Consider the following 19,394-nt stretch of genomic DNA (forward strand, 5'->3'; position numbering starts at 1 on the left):
CGGTCCGGTCGGGGGTCGGGGCCCGTGCGCCCCGGCCCCCGACCGTGCGGGTGTCGTCAGCCGGCGAGCTCGTCCAGCGGCGGCGCGAGGCGCCCCTCGGGGTCGAGGCGGTGCAGCATCGCCCGGCTCAGCTCCTCCAGCTGCGAGACCTGCTCGGGTGTCAGCGCGTCCACCACCAGGGCGCGGGCGGTCGCGACGTGCCCCGGGGCCGTCCGCACCACCAGGTCCCAGCCGGCGGGGGTGAGGTGCGCCTCGGTGGCCCGGCGGTCCGTGGCGCACGGCGCCCGCTCCACCAGCCCGCGCTCCTCGAGCCGGCGCACGACGTGCGAGAGGCGGGGGAGCGTGGCGTTGGTGCGGCGGGCCAGCGCCGACATCCGCAGCGTGCGGTCCTCCGCCTCGGACAGCATCGCCAGCACCTGGTACTCGAAGTGCGTGAGACCGGCGTCGCGCTGCAGCTGCGAGTCGAGCTGGGCCGGCAGGAGCTCGGCGACGGCCACCAGCCCGAGCCAGGCGCGCAGCTCGGCAGGCGTCAGCCAGGGGGTCTCGGAGGTCACGCGTCCAGCGTACGCCGATGTTGAAGCGACAACCCTGAGGGTGCTCGCCGCGGCGTGTGTCAGCGGCCGTCCAGGCGCCGCACGGGCACGCCGAGGATCGTCTGCTCCGGCGGGGGCAGCGTGTCCAGGTCGTCGGGCACCGGCGGGAAGCCGTCGTCGGGGACGTCGCCGACCCAGACGCGCCAGGTGCCGTCGCTGCGGTGCGCCACGCCCGGCACGACGAGCGAGGCGTCCCCGGCCGCCGCGAGCGCGGCCGCGAGCGGCGGTGCCGCGTCGGCGGGCACGAAGCCGACGATGACGTTGCGCCAGACGAGGACCAGCCGGTCGTCGGCGCCGTGCTCGACCACCAGGCGCGCCGGCACCCGCGCCGGCGCCGGGCGGTCACCCATGCCGAAGGCGGCCAGGATCGAGCGCTGCATCGCCGGCGCCTCCGCCGCGCAGAACCCGGTGGTGACGTCGGCCGGCACGTCGGGGCGACGGCGGAACCAGCTCACCCGCCCAGCATGGCACGTGCCGTCGCGACCACAGGGCGGTCGCCGCGGGCGGGCGGTGCACCGGGTCAACTACCTTTCTCCCGTGACAGAAGCGGAGATCAGGCCGGACGTCCCTCGCGGCGTCGTCAGCCATGAGGTACCCGAGCTCCTGCGCAACGACGTCCGGCTCCTCGGGGAGCTGCTGGGTCGTGTGCTGCGCGAGGCCGGCGGGGAGGACCTGCTCGCCGACGTCGAGCGGCTGCGCGAGCTCGCCATCGCGTCGCACAGCGACCCGAACGGGCACGCTCTCGCGCAGGCCGAGGAGCTCGTCGCCGGGTTCAGCCACGAGCGTGCCGAACAGGTGGCGAGGGCCTTCACGTGCTACTTCCACCTCGCCAACCTGGCCGAGGAGTACCACCGGGTCCGTGTGCTGCACGACCGCGAGTCGCGCCTGGCGCCCCACGAGCTGGCACCCGACGACTCGCTGCCGGCGGCGTACCAGCAGCTCGTGGCCGAGGTCGGCGAGGACGAGGCCCGTGCCCGTCTGCGCGAGCTCGAGTTCCGCCCCGTCTTCACCGCGCACCCCACCGAGGCGCGACGCCGCGCGGTCGCGCGGTCCATCCGACGCATCGCCGAGCTCGTCGCCGAGCGCGACGCGCTGCACATCGGCGGCACCACGCTGGCGGAGAACGAGCGGCGCCTGCTGGCCGAGATCGACACGCTGTGGCGCACCTCGCCGCTGCGCGCGGAGAAGCCGACCGTCCTCGACGAGGTCGCCACCGTCCTGTCGATCGTCGACTCGACCCTGGCCGACGTGCTGCCCACGGTGTACCGCCGGCTCGACGACTGGCTGCTGGAGCGGGACGCCGGGACCACCGCGCCCCTGGTCGCGCCCTTCGCCCGGCTCGGGTCGTGGATCGGGGGCGACCGCGACGGCAACCCCAACGTCACGGCCGAGGTGACGCGCGCCGCGGCTGCGCTGGCCTCCGAGCACGCGCTGGACGCGCTGCTCTCCTCCGCGCGCCGCACGGCCGACGGCCTCACGCTCGACGCGGCCGGGACCCCGGCGTCGCCGGAGCTCAGCGCCCTGTGGCAGCGGCAGCGCTCGCTGTCGGACGCCATGACCTCCCGCATCGCGGGAGACGCGCCCAACGAGCCGCACCGGCGCGCGCTCCTCGGCATCATCGAGCGGATCGCCGCGACCCGTCGGCGCGACGCGGACCTCGCGTACGCGAGCCCCGACGAGCTCGAGGCGGACCTGCGCACGGTCCAGGACTCGCTGCAGGCGGCCGGCGCCCGGCGCGCCGCGTACGGCGACCTGCAGCGGCTCATCTGGCAGGTGCAGACGTTCGGCTTCCACCTCGCGGAGCTGGAGATCCGGCAGCACTCGCAGGTCCACGCCGCCGCGCTCGCGGACATCGAGGAGCACGGCGTCGACGGCGAGCTGCAGCCGATGACCGTCGAGGTCCTCGACACCTTCCGCGCGCTGGGGACGGTCCAGCGCCGCCTGGGCGTGGCCGCGGCGCGGCGCTACATCGTGTCGTTCACCCAGTCGCCCGACCACCTGCCGGCGGTCTACCGGCTGGCCGAGCTCGCGTTCGGCGGTCCGGAGCACGCGCCGGTCATCGACGCCATCCCGCTGTTCGAGACGTTCGCCGACCTGCAGAACAGCGTCGACATCCTCGACGCCGCGCTCGCGCACCCACGGGTGCAGGAGCGGCTCGCGGCCAACGGCCGGCGGGTGGAGGTCATGCTCGGCTACTCCGACTCCTCCAAGGACGTCGGGCCGCTCTCGGCGACGCTGGCCCTCGACGACGCGCAGCGCCGGATCGCGGACTGGGCGCGTCGCAACGACATCGTCCTCACGCTGTTCCACGGGCGTGGCGGTGCGCTCGGCCGCGGGGGCGGCCCGGCCAACCGTGCCGTGCTCGCCCAGCCCCCGGGCTCGGTCGACGGCCGGTTCAAGCTCACGGAGCAGGGCGAGGTCATCTTCGCCCGGTACGGCGACCCGGACATCGCCACGCGCCACATCGAGCAGGTGGCGGCCGCGACGCTGCTCGCCGACGCGCCGAGCGTCGCACAGCGCAACACCGAGGCCGCCGGCCGGTTCGCCGACCTGGCGTCCCGCCTGGACGTGGCGTCCCGCGAGCGGTTCCACGCTCTGGTCCGTGCCGACGGGTTCCCCGCCTGGTTCGCGCAGGTCACCCCGCTCGAGGAGATCGGTCTGCTGCCGATCGGCTCCCGCCCGGCCCGCCGCGGCCTGTCGGTCTCGTCGCTGGACGACCTGCGGGCGATCCCGTGGGTGTTCTCCTGGTCGCAGGCCCGCATCAACCTCGCGGGGTGGTACGGCCTGGGCACGGCGCTGGACACGGTCGGCGACGTGGAGGAGCTGCGCACGGCCTACGCCGAGTGGCCGCTGTTCGCGACGATCATCGACAACGTCGAGATGTCGCTGGCGAAGACCGACGAGCGCATCGCCGCCCGCTACCTCGCCCTGGGTGACCGGGACGACCTGGCGGAGCAGGTGCTCGACGAGATGCGGCTGACGCGGCAGTGGGTGCTGGCCACCACCGGCAGCACGGACGTGCTCTCGCGCCGGCGGATCCTCGGACGCGCCGTGCAGCTGCGCAGCCCGTACGTCGACGCCCTGTCGCTGCTGCAGCTGCGCGCCCTGCGAGGGCTGCGCACGGGCCAGGACCCGCAGTCGGCGGAGGAGCTGCGCCGGCTGCTGCTGCTCACGGTCAACGGCGTCGCGGCCGGTCTGCAGAACACCGGCTGACACCCCCGCGTCCGCCACGACGCCCCTGCACCGACCCGGGTCGGTGCGGGGGCGTCGTGCGTCCGGCGATCCGTGCCGCGCTGGTCCGTGCCGTGCTGGTCCGTGACGTGCGCCTCGGTGCCGTGCGGTCGGTGCTGCTCGGGCTCGTCAGCGAGCCGGCACCGTGCGCGTCGCCGCCCACGCGCGCAGCGCGGCGACGCGCTCGCCCATGACCACGGACAGCGGGCGGGTGGCCCGCAGCTCCTCGAGGACGGTGCCGGCGTCGAGCGCGGTGCCGCGGGCGTGCGCGGCGTACGTGGCCGAGACGACCGCCTGCTCCACCTCGGCGCCCGAGAACCCGGCCGACGCGGCGACGAGCGGGGCCGCCGTCCCGTCGTCCAGGACCAGCCCGCGGCGCCCGGCGTGCAGCCGCAGGAGCGCCGCGCGGGCCGCGTCGTCCGGCAGGTCGACGAAGAAGATCTCGTCGAAGCGGCCCTTGCGCACCAGCTCCGGGGGCAGGGCGGAGACGTCGTTGGCGGTCGCGGCGACGAACACGCGGGAGCGGCGGTCGGCCAGCCACGTCAGCAGGGTCCCCAGGACGCGCCGTGCGGACCCGCCGTCCTCGTCGCCCGCGACGGCCTTCTCGATCTCGTCGACCCACAGCACGCAGGGTGCGAGCGCGTCCGCCGCGGCGAGCGCCTCGCGCAGCCGGCGCTCGGACTCCCCGACGTACTTGTCGTGCACGCCCGCGAGGTCCAGGCGCAGCAGCGGCACACCCAGCACGGACGCGGCGGCGCGCGCTGCGAGGGACTTGCCGCAGCCCTGGACGCCGACGAGCAGCACGCCGCGCGGCGGGTCGAGGTGCGGTGCGGAGCCGTCGGTCGCCGGGCGTCGCAGCAGGAGCCAGCGCACCACCCGGTCCAGGCCGACCACGTCGCCCGGCGCGACCGTCGCGTACTCGTACGCGAGCACACCGTCCCCGGCGAGGGCGTCGAACCGCGCGCGGTCGACGACCGCGACGTCGTCGACCGTCAGCGCGCCGTCGTCGACCACGGCGCCGTGCGCCAGCCGCGCGACGTCCGCACGGGACAGCCCGGCGAGGCGCCGGACGAGCAGGTCCCGCGCCCGCGGGTCCACGTGCGGCACACGCCCCGTCGCGTTCGCCCAGGCGGCGACCGTGCGGTCGACGACGGTGGCGCGCTCGTCGGCGGAGGGGAAGGACACGGGGATGCTCACCGCCAGGTGCTCCACCTCGCGCGGCAGGTCGAGCCGGCGCGAGACCAGCACGAGCGTGCTGCGCAGGCCGAGGGGCCGCTGGGCGGCGTCCTTGAGCAGGCGCACGACCAGCGGGTCGTCGAACCAGGGGTGCAGGTCGAGCAGCACGTACACGGCGGGCGCGATGCTGTCGACGATCGTGCGCAGCAGGGCGGGGGGATCGGTGTTGTGCAGCTGGGAGCCGCCGAGGTCCACGTCCATGCGGCGCAGCCCGTCGGTCACGCTCCAGCGGAAGACCGGGCGCGGGGACCGGCCGCCGGGCGGTCGTGACGCCGCGCGCAGCACCAGCTCGACCGCCTCCGGCTCGTCGGCCGTCTCCAGGACGATGACGGGCGTGCGCGCCGCCACCAGTGCGGCGAGGTCGTCGAGCGTGGAGGTCTCGGGGCGCACGCGGGCCACGGTAGCCCGCCGGTGCCCGCGCGGAGCCGGGCACGGCGACCGGGGGCGCCGTTCCACCCGCTCGGCCCAGCCGGGGGACGAGGGGTGCCGGAGCGGCACGGACCGGCGGGGTCGGGCGAAGGCTCAGCCGGGCCGGGCGAGGGCTCAGCGGGGGAGCGAGACGACCGCCGGCACGGGGGAGCCGGACGCGAGCAGGTCGAGCACGAGCCGCTCGTGCGGCACGACCCGCTCCGGGAGCGCGTGCAGCGGGAACCAGCCCATGGCGGCTGCCCGGTCGGGCTCCTGCAGCGTGGGCTCGCCGCTCCACCGGGTGACCAGGAAGAAGACGTCGACGCGCTGCTCGACCTGCGGACCGCCGCGCTCGAACCGGTGCAGCGCGGTCAAGGGCTGCAGCGCGTCGGGTGCGACGACGACGCCCGCCTCCTCGGCGGCCTCCCGCACGGCCGCCTCGTGCACGGACTCGTCGCGGTCGACGTGGCCCGCGAGCAGCGCCCACCACCCGTCCATGTACCCGGTGCCGGCGCGGCGCTGCAGCAGCACCTCGTCGCCGTCGTCCCCCGGGCGCCGCAGGACGACGTAGGCGGCCGCGACGAGGAGCGTGCGCCCGTCCAGGTGGTCGTCCGGGGCGTAGGCGTCGACGGGGGCAGGCACGGCACCGAGTCTGGCACGCAGCGGGCAGCCCGACGTCAGACGTCCGCCGCGTCCCGGTCCGCCGCGTCCCGGCCCGGCGGGGCGCAGTCCGGGTGCAGGAGCTCCCAGACGTGCCCGTCGGGATCGGCGACCGTCCGCGCGTACGGCGATCCGTCACGGAGCCCCGCGCCGAGCTCCGTGCCGCCCGCGGCCAGCGCTCCGGCGGCCAGGGCGTCCACGTCGGCGCGCGACGTCGCCGCGAGGCAGAGCACGACCTGGGTCGCGGCGCGGGCGTCGACCACGGGCAGTCCGGTGACCTCGCCGAACCGGGCGGGGAGCAGCAGCATGACGCACACCGTGTGCGACACCAGCACGCAGACGACGTCGTCGTCGCTGAGCATCTCGTCCACGGCCATGCCGAGGCCCGTGTAGAACGCCCGCGACGCGCTGAGGTCCCGGGCCGGCAGGTTGACGACGATCATGCGGTCCACGGGTTCTCCCTGCGGTACGGGACGGGATCGTCCTGGGTGTGCCGACCGGCGAGGGCGGCGGGTCTCGTCGGGTGGTGACGATGTCGGTGGCGGCCGCTACCGTCGAAGTGTGACGACGACCACATCGGGAACGCCGACCCGAGCGACCAGCCGGCCCGGCCCGCCGGCCGGGGACGGGACCGTGGGCCCCCGCGCCCAGGAGCCCGGGACCGGACCGGCAGGCGAGGACCTGACCGGGGAGGAGTTCGCGGCGCGCCTCGCCCCGCTGCGCCGTGAGATCCTCGCGCACTGCTACCGGATGACGGGTTCGGTGCACGACGCGGAGGACATGCTGCAGGAGACGTACCTGCGCGCGTGGCGTGCGATGCGCGGGTTCGAGAACCGCTCGTCGCTGCGCACGTGGATGTTCCGCATCGCGACCAACACCTGCCTGACGCACCTCGAGGGCCGGCGACGCCGTCCGCTGCCCACAGGACTGGGCGCGCCGGCCGCGGACCCCCGCGAGCAGCCGCGGGAGGACCGCACCACGCCGTGGCTGGAGCCGATGCCCGACCGCCTCGTGTGGGCGACGGCCCCGGCCGACCCGGCGGAGACGGCGGTGGACCGTGACACGGTGCGGCTCGCCTTCGTCGCCGCGCTGCAGCACCTCACGGCCCAGCAGCGGGCCGTGCTGCTGCTGCGGGACGTGCTCGCGTGGTCGGCTGCCGAGGTCGCCGACGCCCTGGGGCTGTCGGTGGCCGCGGTGAACTCGACGCTGCAGCGGGCGCGGGCCCACATGGCCAACGTGCAGGACGTCACGCCCCTGGAGCCCACGGACCCGCGCCACCAGGAGCTCCTCGCCCGGTACGTCGCAGCCTTCGAGGCCTACGACGTGGCGGCCATCGTCGAGCTGCTCGCCGCTGACGTCGTGTGGGAGATGCCGCCCTTTCCCGGCTGGTACACCGGTCCCCGCGCGGTGGGCGAGCTCATCGGGACGTGGTGCCCGGCCCGGGCGGCCGGCGACATGCGCCTGGTGCCGACGTCGGCGAACGGGCTGCCCTCGTTCGCGATGTACATGCGCGACGCGCAGGGTCGTCACCGGGCGTTCCAGCTCCAGCAGGTCGCGGTGACCGCGGCGGGGGTGCGCCACGTGACGGTGTGGTTCGACGACGACCTGTTCGCACGGTTCGGGCTGCCGACCGAGCTCGACTGAGGCCGCGCCGCCCGGCGGGCCGGCGCGCGGACGTTCCCGGGGCGAGCGGTGCGCCGCCCGTCCGGGAGGCGGACGGGCGGCGCGTTGGCCGGGCGGACCCGGCCGGGTCAGCCGCCGACCTGCACCTCGAGGGGAAGGCTCGAGGTCTCGCCGGCGGCGTTGCGGAACGTCGCGACGACGGTGTGCGTGCCCGGCGCCCAGCCTGCGGTCGACGTGCTGACGGTCTGGCGGTGCGGCGTGCGCGCGACGAGCTCGCCGCGGTCGACCTCGACCCCGTCGGCGGTGACCACGTAGGAGGTCGCGTTGGTGCCCCACCACAGGGTCGCCGTGACGGTCGGCGCGCCGTCGGTCCCCGTCGCGGCGGTCAGCCGGGGCGTGCCGGGGCGCGCGTCGCGGACGGCGACCGTGAGCGGCGCGGACCGGGTCGTCCCCCACGGGTTGAGCGCCTCGGCGACGTACGTGTACGTGCCGTCGGGCCGCCCGGAGACCGCGAACGCCACGCGCTGCGCGTGCGGGGTGCGGGGGTCCACCCGCTGCGCGTCGACGAGCACGCCGTCCTCCAGGAGCCGCACGACGGTGGCGTTCTGCCCCCACCACAGGGTCGAGGTGACGGTGAAGTCGCCGTCGTGCAGACCCGTGTCCCAGCCGTTGTCGTGCGACAGCCGCGGGGCGTCGGGGGCGCGCGACGCGCCCGGTGTGCCCGACGGCAGCGTGGCGCCGGCACCCCCGCGGACGGCGTCGGCGACCTGCGCCGCGGGCTGCACGTCCGGTGCGTAGTGGTCCGCGGGGGTCCACCGTGCCGCATCCACGAGCGGGGTCGGCGCCGTGGCGTTGAAGGCGGCGACCAGGTCCACGGGCTCGCCACGGACCAGCGTGCCCTCCTCGCGCAGCATGGTGCCCTTCCAGGCCGTGACCACCGACGCCGGGTCCACCCCGGGGGCCAGGTCCACGACGTTCTGCTCGGCGACGATGCTCGACTCGACACCCGCGCCGAGGAGGTAGGCGTACCCCGTGGCGCGGGTCTGCTCGTACACGTTGTTGTAGACGTGGACGTCGCCGTACCGCACGCGGGGCGCGCGCTGGCCGACGTCCGTCCAGAGGTTGTGGTGGTACGTGACGCGGTGCTGCCCGCGGTCCTGCGTGCGGGAGTCCGACGATCCGACCAGGCTCGTCTTGTCGTGGTCGTGGAAGTGCGTCCACGAGACGGTGACGAGGTCGGAGCCGTGGGTGATGTCGAGCAGCCCGTCGTGCACCTCGTACGGGCGCCCGTAGACGGTCCGGGTCGTGGCCGGGGGGTGGTCCCCGTCGTCGAGCCGGACGTGGTCGACCCACACGCTGGTCGACGACCACACCGAGAGGTTGTCGTAGGCGGAGTTCCAGTTGCCCGCGTCCGTGTCGCCCGGGTCCCACTGGGGGAAGCAGTCCGACGCGTCGGACAACGTCAGGTTGCGGACGATGACGTTCGACGCGTCCCGGATCCGCAGGTTCGCCCCGACGATCCGCGCGTCACCGACGCCCACGATCGTCACGTTCGACCCCACGTGCTGCTGCGTCTGGGCGGCCTGAACGGCCGCGGCCGCGACGCGGGCGTCCTCGAGCGGCCCGCTGGGGTCCGCGCGTCCCCACGGGCCTTCGGGGTCGAAGTGCGCGATGTAGTCGGCCATCGAGAAGGGGGACCCGGTCCCGGCGACGGTGACCTGGCGGGCGAGGTCGTCGCACGTGGCCCGGGACCCGTCGGGCCGGGCGAACGCGTCGATCGTGCCGCGGACGTACACGATGCGGGGCTCGGTGACGGTGCGCGCCGTGGTCCCGGTCGAGCCCGGGCGCCCGCCGAGCGCGTCGCGCAGCTGCGTCCACGAGTCGACGACGTACACCTGCGCCGCGGACGCGGCGGCGCCGCCCGTGGTGCCGGTCGCCTGGACCTCGCGGCCGTCGGGACGCGAGACGCCCGACCACGAGGCCCACCCGTCGCCGGGGGCGAGGGTCTCGCGGCCGAGGTCGCGGGCCGCGGCACCCGGGGCGCCGCCGTCGGTGGCGGCCGCGGCAGCCGGGGCGCCGACCAGCACGGTCACGAGGGCGACGAGGGCCGCAGCCCGCCGGCGGGGCGCGCGGCGGGCGTCGTGCGAGGGCCGGACGGCACGCATGGGGGACTCCTTCGTCTCCGGGTCGACGTCCGAGAAACCGGTTTCCCGTCGACGGGGACGAGCGTGGCACAGATGCGTCGGAAAACGCAATCCCGACGAGTCGGGCGGTGCGACGACCACGGGCCCACGAGCCGGCCGACCGAGGTGGTCGACCGGCCCGCAGGCCCGTCGGGACGATGCAGGTCAGGCCGTGGGTGCGCCCGTGGGCGCACCGGCGCGCCCGCGTCCGCGGCCGCCCCGGCGGCGTCGGTGCGGGGCACCGCTCACGTCACCGGCGCCCGTGTCGCGGCCCGCGGCCGGACCGGAGCCGCGCGTGGCGCTGCCCCGGCCGCGACCCTCGCCGCTCGCGTCGGTGCGAGCCGGGCTGCCCGACTCGGACGTCCAGGCCGTGGCGGGGCCGGCGGGACGCGACGCGGCGCGCGAGCCGGAGCGACGACGTGCGCCGGCGTCGGGCTGGGTCGCCGGGCGGGCGCCACCGGTCGGCGCGGCACCGCGCGCCGCGGTCCGGCCACGTGCGGGGGCCTGGGTGCGACCCGAGCCCCCCTGGCCGCCGGAACGGGTGCGGCCGGACGCGGACGAGCGGTCGCTCGTCATGACCGCGCCGGACACCGGACCGCTCGGGGCGGGCGTGCCGCCGTTGGCGGTGGGGACCGAGCCGGGTGCGTCGGCGAGCCGGCGCACGAGGTCGTCGCCGGGGGTGACAGCCACGGGCGTGACGGTGATACCGGCGGCCCGGGTCATGGAGCGCACGTCGGCGCGCTGCTCGGGCAGCTGCAGCGTCAGCACCGTGCCGCTGGCGCCGGCGCGTGCCGTGCGACCGGAGCGGTGCAGGTACGCCTTGTGCTCGGCCGGCGGGTCGACGTGCACGACCAGCTCGACCTCGTCGACGTGGATGCCGCGGGCGGCGATGTCCGTGGCGACCAGGACGCGCGAGCGACCCGAGGAGAACGCCTCGAGGTTGCGCTCGCGGGCACCCTGGCCCAGGTTGCCGTGCAGGTCGACCGCGGGGATGCCAGCGAGCGTCAGCTGACGCGCCAGCTTCTTGGCGTGGTGCTTGGTGCGCATGAACAGCACCCGCCGACCGGGGCCGGCCGCGAGCGTCTCGACGACGGCGCGCTTGGCGGCCGCGTCCGCGACCTCCAGGACGTGGTGGGTGCTCGCGACGACGGTCTGCGCGGCCGGGTCGACCGCGTGCTCCACCGGGGAGGTCAGGTAGCGGTCGACGAGCGTGCCGACACCGTTGTCCAGCGTCGCGGAGAACAGCAGGCGCTGCCCGCGCGCCGGCGTGCGGTCCATCAGGCGGCGCACGACGGGCAGGAACCCGAGGTCGGCCATGTGGTCCGCCTCGTCGAGCACGGTGATCTCGATGCCGTCGAGCGTGACCAGGCCCTGCTTCAGCAGGTCCTCGAGGCGCCCCGGGCAGGCGACCAGCACGTCGACGCCGCGGTCGAGCGCGCTGACCTGGCGCGACTGCGCGACGCCGCCGAACATCGTCGCCGTGCGCAGACCGACGGCTGCGGCGAGCGGCGCGAAGACCGCGTCGATCTGCGTGGCCAGCTCACGGGTGGGGCACAGCACCAGGGCGCGCGGGCGTCGGGCGCGGCGCTGCGTGCTCGACGCGGCGAGGCGCGCCACGACGGGCAGGGCGAACGCGAGCGTCTTGCCGGACCCGGTGCGGCCGCGGCCGAGCACGTCGGCGCCCCGCAGGGTGTCCGGCAGCGTCGCCGTCTGGATCGGGAAGGGGGAGGTGATCTGCTGGGCGGCGAGGGCGCGGGCCAGCACCTCGGGCACGCCGAGGTCGGTGAAGGTCGTCACAGGGAAAAGGTGCCTCTCGGGCTGAAGAGTCGGGGTCCGCCGCACGATTCCCGGGGGGACTCCACGACGCGGGCGCGCGGTCGATCGCGCTGCCTCTCGGGGTCCACCCTCTCACACCCCGCGTCCGGCGGCCCGGACGGTCGCCGTCGCCGCAGGTCAGCGGCCCCCCACCGAGGTGTCGGTCGGGGCGTCGAGCACGGCGCGCACGGCGTCGGTCGCCGCGGGCGTCCAGCCCGGCGGCGGCGCCACGGCCGCCCAGGCGTCGGCGTACTCGCCCACGTACGTGTGCCCGTGCCCCGCCGGTGCCTGACCGGCGACGAACAGGTCGATGAGCACGCGCCAGAACGTCGCCACGGGGAACCAGCGCACGTCCGGCAGGACGTCCTCCCCGCGCGGCTCGCGCAGCCAGTCGGGCTCGTGCAGCAGCAGGTCCGGCGTCCACCACACCACCCCGTCGGAGGGGTGCTGCAGGTACACGACGCGCGGGTCCTCCCACGTCGCCGTGCCGTCGTCCGCCAGCGAGGCACCGTCCACGTCGCGCAGGGTCCGGCCCCAGCGGACCGTACGGCCCTCGTCGAGGACCGGGCGGATCTCGGGCGACCCCGCCTGCCGGTCCGACGTGAGGCCACGCCACAGGGGGGTCGTGCCGGGCGTGCCGGCCCAGACCGCGCCGTCCGTGCGTGCGGCGACGTCCTGCAGGCTCGCGAAGGCACCCTGCGAGCCGAAGCCGCCCAACGAGATGCCGAACGGGTACAGCGCCGGTCGGTCGTCCTCCGGCAGCTGCGACCAGCGCGCGTGCACGGCCTCGAACAGCGCACGACCCGCCGCGACCGGCGTCGCGCGGTCCCCGACGAAGTTCACCCAGCTCGGCAGGTAGGAGTACTGCATCGCGGCGATCGCGCTGTCGCCGCCCCACATCATCTCGACGGCCGTCGCCGACGCGGGGTCGACCCACCCCGTGCCGGTCGTGGTGACGACGACGAGGACCGACCGGTCCCACGCGTTCGTGCGGTCGAGCTCGTCGACGACGAGGGACGCGAGCTCGTCGAGGTCGTCGTCGCTGTCCAGGCCTGCGTAGACCCGGATCGGCTCCCGGACCTCACGGTCGAGGCCGGCGGCGGCCGACAGGTCGGCGAGCTGCGCGACGTCCGGGCCGCCCGAGACGAACCGCCGCCCCTCGCGACCCAACGACTCCCACGGGGACAGGGACGCCGGCGACCCGCTGCGCAGGGGGTCGGTCGGGCGCACCTCGCCGGGGTACGTCTGCTCGTCACGGGCCGCGTACGTCGTCGTCATCAGGTGCCGGACCCCGGCGACCAGGGTGCCGTCGACCAGCAGGTACGTCGCGACGGCCACCACGACCACCGCGAGCAGACGGGCCGGCACCGGCGGCAGCAGCCGGCTCGTCAGGCGTGCCAGGCCACGCACCGCCGCTCGCAGCCCGCGGGCGAGGAGCACGAGCAGCAGAGCCACCAGCACGGCGAGCACGAGGACGAGCAGCGGCCGCGCGGCGGGCGGCGGCCCCATGTCCAGCAGCGCGCGGGACCGTGCCTGCCAGTCGGCGTCGACGACCAGCGCCGCCACCACCACGGCCAGGGCGACCGCGCCGCCGACCAGCCGCGCGGCCGGTGCGCGGCGCTCGGGCCACGGGGCACGCAGTCCGATCCGTCGTCCGCCCCACCCGAGGGCGGCCCCGACGGCGTAGCCGATCGCGGCGCAGACCCCGCCGATGACGCCCTGGTACAGCGGGCTGCGCGGCAGGAGGGACGGTCCGAGCGCCGCGGCGAAGAGCACCAACGCCCCGACGAGCCCGGCGGGGGAGAAGCGCAACCACCAGTGGGCGACCGCGGACGCGGCACGCGTCCCACGGCCGGGCCCTGCCGTCCTCGACCCGCTCGCGCCCGATGCGTCGGTGCGGGGAACCTGCGACGAGGGCTCGGGGGTCGGGTCCCGCGACCGGCCGCCGCTCGGCCCGTGCGGGGGCGGTCGGCCCGCGTCCGCCGGGTCGTGCGCCGTCGCCGCGTCCCGCGACGCCCCCCTCGTCATCTCCGCACTGTGCCACGGAACGGTGTCCCGGACCCGGCGCCGCGGTCTGCGGCAGGTCCCTGCGGGATCCGGCGCCCCGGTGGGTACGGTGTGTCCGAGCGGCCGTGGGGTCGGCGGACAGGTGGCAGGGATGAGCGACACGGGGTACGGCGACTTCGAGTTCGAGCGGCGGTTCGTCGCGCGCGACGTCCCCCCCGAGCTGCTGGACGCCGCCCCCGCACTGATCGTGCAGAGCTACTACCTCGCCGACGCCGGGTTCGCGCTGCGCGTGCGGGCGCAGGTGTCGTCGGTCGTCGGGGTCGACGTGCGCACGGACGAGACGACCCTGCTCGAGCGGTACGCCGACCAGGTCGACTTCTGCGCGGTCACCGTCAAGGGGCCGATGAACGGTGGCACCCGGTACGAGGCGGAGCGCGAGATCGACCCGCTCGTCGGCGTCGAGATGGTGCGCCGCGGCGGTGCGCGGGTCGCCAAGGTCCGTCACTCGGTGTGGCTCGGTGAGGACGGCTGGGTCGTCGACGTGTTCGCCGGGGCGAACGCGCCCCTCGTCGTCGCAGAGGTGGAGCGCGGCGGCCCGGTGACGGACCTCGCGATCCCGGACTTCTGCGTGACCGAGGTGACGGTGGACCCACGGTTCGCCAACGACGGTCTCGCCCGCGCGCCGTACGCCGCGTGGGCGGCGGCGTGGCAGGCCGAGCTCGAGCAGGAGGGCCCCCGGTTCCTCGAGGGGTTCGGGCACGACCACCGCATGACAGGCATCTAGGCAGGCCCCGCCGCGCCGGGCTCCCGGGGCGGCGCGACCGGACGCCCGGCGTCCTGGCCTCGAGGGCTGCGTCCCGGCGCCACCCTGCCTACAGTGGCGGACCGGTGCGCGGACCGTCCGCGCCCGGGAGGTGAGGTGGTCGTGGCGGGTCTCGGCGGCGGAGCGCGGGTGCGCGGGTGCGTGGTCGTGCTGCTCCTCGCCGTGCTCGCGGCGTGCACCACGGGCACCCCCGGCGACGCCCCGGAGGCGACCACGCCGGCTCCCTCGGCCTCGCCGGACGCGCTCTCCGTGGTCCCCGCGGCGAGCCCGGCAGCGGCCACGGTCGTCGACGGGGACGAGGCGACGGCCGCGGTGAGCACCTCGGCCGCCCTGCTCGACGTGGCGCCGGTCGCCGTCGTGGCGGCAGCGGGTGACGTCGCCGGCGGGCTGACGGGCGCCACGGCGGCGGTCGCGCTGGGCGCCCCGCTGCTGCTGGCGGGTGGTGGGACCGACGCCGGTGCCGAGCTGGCGCGCCTGGGCACCGCCCACCTCCTGGTGGTGGGCGACGTCCCGGACGACGCGCTGCCCGCCGAGGTGGCGCGCGTGCGGGTGCCGTCCGGGGCCGACGGCGCTGCGCTCGCCGCGGCGACCGGCCACCGGTTCGGGTCGACCACCCCCGTGCCCGCCGGCGGGGAGGCCGACGCCGTCCGCGCCCTCGCCGGACCGGAACCCGACGTCCTGGTCCTCGACGAGGCGCCGGCGCCCGCTGCGCCCGCGAGCCCGGCCACCGCGACACCCGCCCCGGCCGGCCTGCCGTCCACCGCGCCCACGGCGGTGCCGGACGTGCTCGCGCTCGCGGACGGCCCCGTGCCCACCGCGGCGCTGGCGACCCTGCGCGCGCTCGACGTCGACGTGCTCGACGTGCCCGGAGGTGACCCGCGGGCCACCACGGTCACGGTGCAGGCGCTGGCGCAGGCCGACCCGGCGGCCGTGGTCGCGTTCGGGCCGACGTTCGGGCAGCCCGACCTGCTGGCCGCCCGGGTCGCGACCGCGCGGACGGGCGTCGAGCTCCCGGGTGGCGGCCAGCTCGTCTTCCCGGCGGTCGCGGGGCAGCCCGGCAAGAAGTACGTGGCGCTCTACGGCACGCCCGGGTCGGGTGCGCTCGGGGTGCTGGGGGAGCAGGACGTCCCGGCGACCGTCGCCCGCGCGCAGGAGCACGCGGCGATGTACACGGGCCTGACGTCCGACACCGTCGTGCCCGCGGTCGAGATCATCGCGACCATCGCCTCGGCGGGGCCGGAGGACGACCAGACGTACTCGCGCCGCCGGGCGGTCGACGACCTGCGCCCGCTGGTCGACGCGGCGGCCGCCGCGGGGCAGTACGTCCTGCTGGACCTGCAGCCCGGGCGCACGGACTTCGTCACCCAGGCGCAGGCGTACGCCGAGCTGCTCGAGCTGCCCCACGTGGGGCTCGCGCTGGACCCCGAGTGGCGGCTCGCGCCCGACCAGGTGCACCTGCGTCAGATCGGGTCGGTCGGGATCGACGAGGTGAACGCGACGGCGGCCTGGCTGGCGGGCTTCACGCGGGAACGGGCGCTGCCCCAGAAGATGTTCGTGCTGCACCAGTTCTCGCTGCGCATGATCACCGAGCGGGAGCGGCTGGACACGTCGTACGACGAGCTGGCCCCGCTGATCCACGTCGACGGGCAGGGCTCCCAGGGCGCCAAGGCCGGCACGTGGGCTGCGCTGCGGGCGGGTGCCCCGCCGGTGCACTGGGGCTGGAAGAACTTCTACGACGAGGACCTGCCGATGCTCGACCCGGCCGCGACGTACCGCGTGGAGCCTGTCCCTGACCTGGTCACCTACCAGTGAGCCGCGCCGGGCACGCCGCGCCCGCCGCGTGTCGCGGCGCTACCGTGGCCCGGTGACCCAGACCCCCGCGACCGACGTGCGCGTCGGCGTCCAGATCCAGCCCCAGCACGCCGACTACCGCCAGATCCGGGACGCGGTCCGCCGCGCGGAGGACCTCGGCGTGGACGTGGTGTTCAACTGGGACCACTTCTTCCCTCTCAGCGGGGAGCCGGACGGCAAGCACTTCGAGTGCTGGACGATGCTCGGCGCCTGGGCGGAGCAGACGAGCCGCGTCGAGATCGGCGCCCTGGTCTCGTGCAACTCCTACCGGAATCCTGATCTGCTGGCCGACATGGCCCGCACCGTCGACCACATCAGCGGTGGGCGCCTGATCCTGGGGATCGGTGCGGGCTGGTTCGAGCGGGACTACACGGAGTACGGGTACGAGTTCGGCACCGCCGGGTCGCGGATCGCCGACCTGGGGCAGGCGATGCCGCGGATCCGGTCCCGCTGGGCGGCGATGAACCCCGCCCCCACGCGCGACATCCCCGTGATGATCGGCGGCGGCGGTGAGCGCAAGACGCTGCGGATCGTCGCCGAGCACGCCGACATCTGGCACTCCTTCGGTGACGTCGACACGCTGCGCCGCAAGAGCGCGATCCTCGACGAGCACGGCGCCGCGGTCGGGCGGGACACCGCCGCGCTGGTCACCCGCTCCCTGGGCGTCGACGGGTCGGACCCGGACGAGGTGGGCGACGAGCTGTACGCCGCAGGTGTGCGGCTGTTCACGTGCGGCACGACCGGGCCGGACTACGACCTGACCGAGGCGGAGCGGTGGGTGCGCTGGCGCGACACGCGGGGCTGACGCCGAGGTGAGAGCGTCGGGTGGTCGCGTCTAGGCTCACCGCGTGGGAGGTCCGACGAACGACGTGCCGGCGCCCGGGCGGCTGCTGCGCGCGCGTCGACCCGTCGGGCGGGTGCTGCGTGCGGTGCGCGGGTGGCGCCCCCGCCACGGGTGGTGGTCGGCGATCGCGCTCGTCGTCGCGGGCGTCCTGGTGTCCGTCGTGGTCGGCGTGACGACCGCGAGCGTGCAGGCGTCCCTCGGGCCCCACGTCACGCGCTACGACGTCACCACCGACGCGACGGTGACGATCGACTTCGGCCCGCTCGGCACGCTCCAGCTCGACTCGCCGCTGCCGGCGACCCTTGGCCTGCGGGCCACCGTGCAGGAGATCCCGGCGACCGTCACCGAGCTCGGCGAGGCGCGCACCCTGGAGGCGCTCGGGGAGGACCTCAACGCGTACGTGGCGTTCTTCTCCGGCCCGGCCGCGGCCGTGCAGGACATCGCGAACGCCCTCGTGCGGGACGCGCTGCTGCGGTCCGGGACCACGTTCGTCGTGCTCGTGGCCCTCTTCTGGCTGGGGCGTGCGCTGCTCGGCGGCCCGCGGAGCAGCGAGCTGACGCAGCAGCTCGCCGCGCACGCGCGCCCGCTGACCGCCGGCGGCCTCGCCGTCGTGGTCGGCGCGACCGTCCTCACGTCGAGCGTCGGGCCCCAGGACCGGCGGGAGCAGGAGCAGCTCGCCTCGCCCGTCTTCGACGGCACCCCGCTGGAGGGTGCCCGCGTGACGGGCAGGCTGGGCGGCGTCATCGACACCTACGGCGCCTACGCGGTGGACGCCTGGCGGCAGAACGAGGAGTTCTACCAGGCGGCCGACGCCGCGCTCGTCGTGGCGTGGGAGGACTGGGAGGAGCAGGAGGCGCTGCTCGCCGCCGAGGCGGCCGCGCAGGCGGCCGCGCAGGAGGCGGCGCAGCGCGCGACCGGGTCGGACGACGGGACGGCGACGCAGGAGGACGGTGTCGAGGGGGACGGCTCCGTGGGGGACGGTGCCGAGGCGGACGGTTCCGTGGGGGACGGGACCGTGGGGGCGGAGGTCGACGGGGGCGCCGCCGCGTCCCTCGACGGCGACGGTGGCGGCGCCGGCGACGGTCAGGACGGGACCGCAGGCGCGGCGGACGCCCTCCTCGGTGCGGGGGACGACGACGTCGCCGCGGCGGACCGTCCGAGCGCGTCGCCCAGGAGCCCTGCGCCGTCCGAGGAGCCCGAGCCGGAGGTCGAGCCCGTGCTGCTGGTCGTCGTGTCCGACCTGCACTGCAACGTCGGGATGGCCCCGCTGATCGGCACGCTCGCGCGGCTGTCGGGTGCGGCGGCGGTGCTCGACGCGGGCGACACGACCATGAACGGGACGTCCGTGGAGCAGTACTGCGTCACGTCCTTCGCGCGCGCCGTCCCGCCGGGGGTCGCGCTGGTGACGGCTCCGGGCAACCACGACTCGCGCGAGACCACGGCGAACTACGCGCGTGCCGGCGCGACCGTGCTCGACGGGTCCGTGATCGACGTCGCGGGGGTGCGCGTCCTCGGTGACAGCGACCCCAACGAGACCCGGGTCGGCGCCGGCGGCACCGCGTCCGCGGCCGACGAGACGGTTCCCGAGGCGGCTGAGCGGCTCGCCGCGACGGCCTGCGAGGACGGGGAGGTCGACCTGCTGCTGGTCCACACGCCGGCGGTGGGCGACGAGGCACTGGCGGCGGGGTGCGTCCCCGCGCAGGTGTCGGGGCACCTGCACCGCCGGTCGGGTCCGGAGCAGGTCGGGCTGGGCATCCGGTACATCTCGGGGAGCACCGCGGGCGCCACCCTCAACCAGCCGACGGTCGGCCCGTTGCGCGGCGTGGCGGAGATGACCGTGCTGCGGTTCGACCCGGGCTCGCGCCGGCTGCTGGACCTCCAGGTCGTCCGGGTCGCGCCCGACGCGACCGTCACGGTCGGCAGCCCGCAGCCGTGGCCCCTGCCCGCGGTGGTCGGCCCCGGTGACGCGGCGGACCAGGGTGGGGACGGCGGTGCGGCGGGCGACGAGGCTGTCGGCCGTGATCCCCAGGAGGAGCCCGGCGCGACGCCGGACGGCGGCACCGACGCGCAGGACGGCTGAGCGCGGGACCGCGTCCCGGGGGGCGAATCGGGCGCAACGG

14 protein-coding genes are annotated in these 19,394 nt (G+C 76.2%); 6 read left to right on the forward strand and 8 right to left on the reverse strand.

Annotated elements, in window-relative coordinates:
- Positions 1–56: 56 nt before the first annotated feature.
- Both J1G43_RS08245 and J1G43_RS08250 read right to left on the reverse strand, forming a co-directional pair.
- Positions 57–554 carry a MarR family winged helix-turn-helix transcriptional regulator gene (locus tag J1G43_RS08245; protein ID WP_207341021.1) on the reverse strand — a complete coding sequence of 166 codons (498 nt, stop codon included), beginning with the start codon at positions 552–554 and terminating at the stop codon, positions 57–59.
- Between the two features lie 59 nt (positions 555–613).
- Positions 614–1,048: a hypothetical protein gene (locus J1G43_RS08250; RefSeq protein ID WP_207370603.1), complete on the reverse strand. Its 435-nt coding sequence runs from the start codon at positions 1,046–1,048 to the stop codon at positions 614–616.
- A gap of 82 nt (positions 1,049–1,130) precedes the next feature.
- Here J1G43_RS08250 and J1G43_RS08255 point away from each other — a divergent pair, with 82 nt between their 5' ends.
- Entirely contained in the window at positions 1,131–3,806 is a 2,676-nt protein-coding gene (locus tag J1G43_RS08255) for a phosphoenolpyruvate carboxylase (RefSeq protein WP_207370602.1), read from the forward strand.
- Between the two features lie 147 nt (positions 3,807–3,953).
- Here J1G43_RS08255 and J1G43_RS08260 read toward each other — a convergent pair whose 3' ends face one another.
- The 3 genes from J1G43_RS08260 to J1G43_RS08270 form a co-directional block, all read right to left on the reverse strand.
- Positions 3,954–5,450, reverse strand: coding sequence for an AAA family ATPase (locus J1G43_RS08260; protein WP_207370601.1), 1,497 nt, complete (start codon positions 5,448–5,450; stop codon positions 3,954–3,956).
- 153 nt (positions 5,451–5,603) lie between these two features.
- Positions 5,604–6,110 (reverse strand): NUDIX domain-containing protein, encoded by a 507-nt coding sequence (locus tag J1G43_RS08265; protein ID WP_207370600.1) that lies wholly within the window; start codon positions 6,108–6,110, stop codon positions 5,604–5,606.
- A 35-nt stretch (positions 6,111–6,145) separates the two neighbouring features.
- Positions 6,146–6,571: a VOC family protein gene (locus J1G43_RS08270; RefSeq protein ID WP_372437913.1), complete on the reverse strand. Its 426-nt coding sequence runs from the start codon at positions 6,569–6,571 to the stop codon at positions 6,146–6,148.
- 118 nt (positions 6,572–6,689) lie between these two features.
- Between J1G43_RS08270 and J1G43_RS08275 the strand changes: the two genes are divergently transcribed.
- On the forward strand, positions 6,690–7,772 hold the full coding sequence (locus J1G43_RS08275) for a sigma-70 family RNA polymerase sigma factor (RefSeq protein ID WP_249670562.1): 1,083 nt from the start codon (positions 6,690–6,692) through the stop codon (positions 7,770–7,772).
- A 107-nt stretch (positions 7,773–7,879) separates the two neighbouring features.
- On the opposite strand, the gene J1G43_RS08280 is transcribed toward J1G43_RS08275, so the two are convergent.
- The 3 genes from J1G43_RS08280 to J1G43_RS08290 form a co-directional block, all read right to left on the reverse strand.
- Positions 7,880–9,916, reverse strand: coding sequence for a polysaccharide lyase family 1 protein (locus J1G43_RS08280; RefSeq protein WP_207370598.1), 2,037 nt, complete (start codon positions 9,914–9,916; stop codon positions 7,880–7,882).
- A 183-nt stretch (positions 9,917–10,099) separates the two neighbouring features.
- On the reverse strand, positions 10,100–11,731 hold the full coding sequence (locus J1G43_RS08285) for a DEAD/DEAH box helicase (protein WP_207370597.1): 1,632 nt from the start codon (positions 11,729–11,731) through the stop codon (positions 10,100–10,102).
- Between the two features lie 156 nt (positions 11,732–11,887).
- Positions 11,888–13,777 carry an alpha/beta-hydrolase family protein gene (locus J1G43_RS08290; RefSeq protein WP_207370596.1) on the reverse strand — a complete coding sequence of 630 codons (1,890 nt, stop codon included), beginning with the start codon at positions 13,775–13,777 and terminating at the stop codon, positions 11,888–11,890.
- A 130-nt stretch (positions 13,778–13,907) separates the two neighbouring features.
- On the opposite strand from J1G43_RS08290, the gene J1G43_RS08295 reads away from it, so the two are divergent.
- From J1G43_RS08295 to J1G43_RS08310, 4 genes are all read left to right on the forward strand, one after another.
- Positions 13,908–14,540 carry a hypothetical protein gene (locus J1G43_RS08295; protein WP_207341030.1) on the forward strand — a complete coding sequence of 211 codons (633 nt, stop codon included), beginning with the start codon at positions 13,908–13,910 and terminating at the stop codon, positions 14,538–14,540.
- 141 nt (positions 14,541–14,681) lie between these two features.
- Positions 14,682–16,391 carry a hypothetical protein gene (locus J1G43_RS08300; RefSeq protein WP_307859523.1) on the forward strand — a complete coding sequence of 570 codons (1,710 nt, stop codon included), beginning with the start codon at positions 14,682–14,684 and terminating at the stop codon, positions 16,389–16,391.
- 52 nt (positions 16,392–16,443) lie between these two features.
- On the forward strand, positions 16,444–17,235 hold the full coding sequence (locus J1G43_RS08305; protein ID WP_207370595.1) for an LLM class F420-dependent oxidoreductase: 792 nt from the start codon (positions 16,444–16,446) through the stop codon (positions 17,233–17,235).
- Positions 17,236–17,278: 43 nt separating this feature from the next.
- Positions 17,279–19,354 carry a metallophosphoesterase gene (locus J1G43_RS08310; protein ID WP_307859524.1) on the forward strand — a complete coding sequence of 692 codons (2,076 nt, stop codon included), beginning with the start codon at positions 17,279–17,281 and terminating at the stop codon, positions 19,352–19,354.
- Positions 19,355–19,394: the final 40 nt, after the last annotated feature.

This window comes from Cellulomonas sp. zg-ZUI22 (assembly GCF_017353535.1).
Lineage (GTDB): Bacteria > Actinomycetota > Actinomycetes > Actinomycetales > Cellulomonadaceae > Cellulomonas > Cellulomonas wangleii.

Bases quoted from the DNA above. Each gene is read 5' to 3' on its own strand.
- J1G43_RS08290 (WP_207370596.1), bottom strand. From the start codon at position 13,777: ATGACGAGGGGGGCGTCGCGGGACGCGGCGACGGCGCACGACCCGGCG.
- J1G43_RS08270 (WP_372437913.1), bottom strand. From the start codon at position 6,571: ATGATCGTCGTCAACCTGCCGGCCCGGGACCTCAGCGCGTCGCGGGCG.
- J1G43_RS08295 (WP_207341030.1), top strand. From the start codon at position 13,908: ATGAGCGACACGGGGTACGGCGACTTCGAGTTCGAGCGGCGGTTCGTC.
- J1G43_RS08280 (WP_207370598.1), bottom strand. From the start codon at position 9,916: ATGCGTGCCGTCCGGCCCTCGCACGACGCCCGCCGCGCGCCCCGCCGG.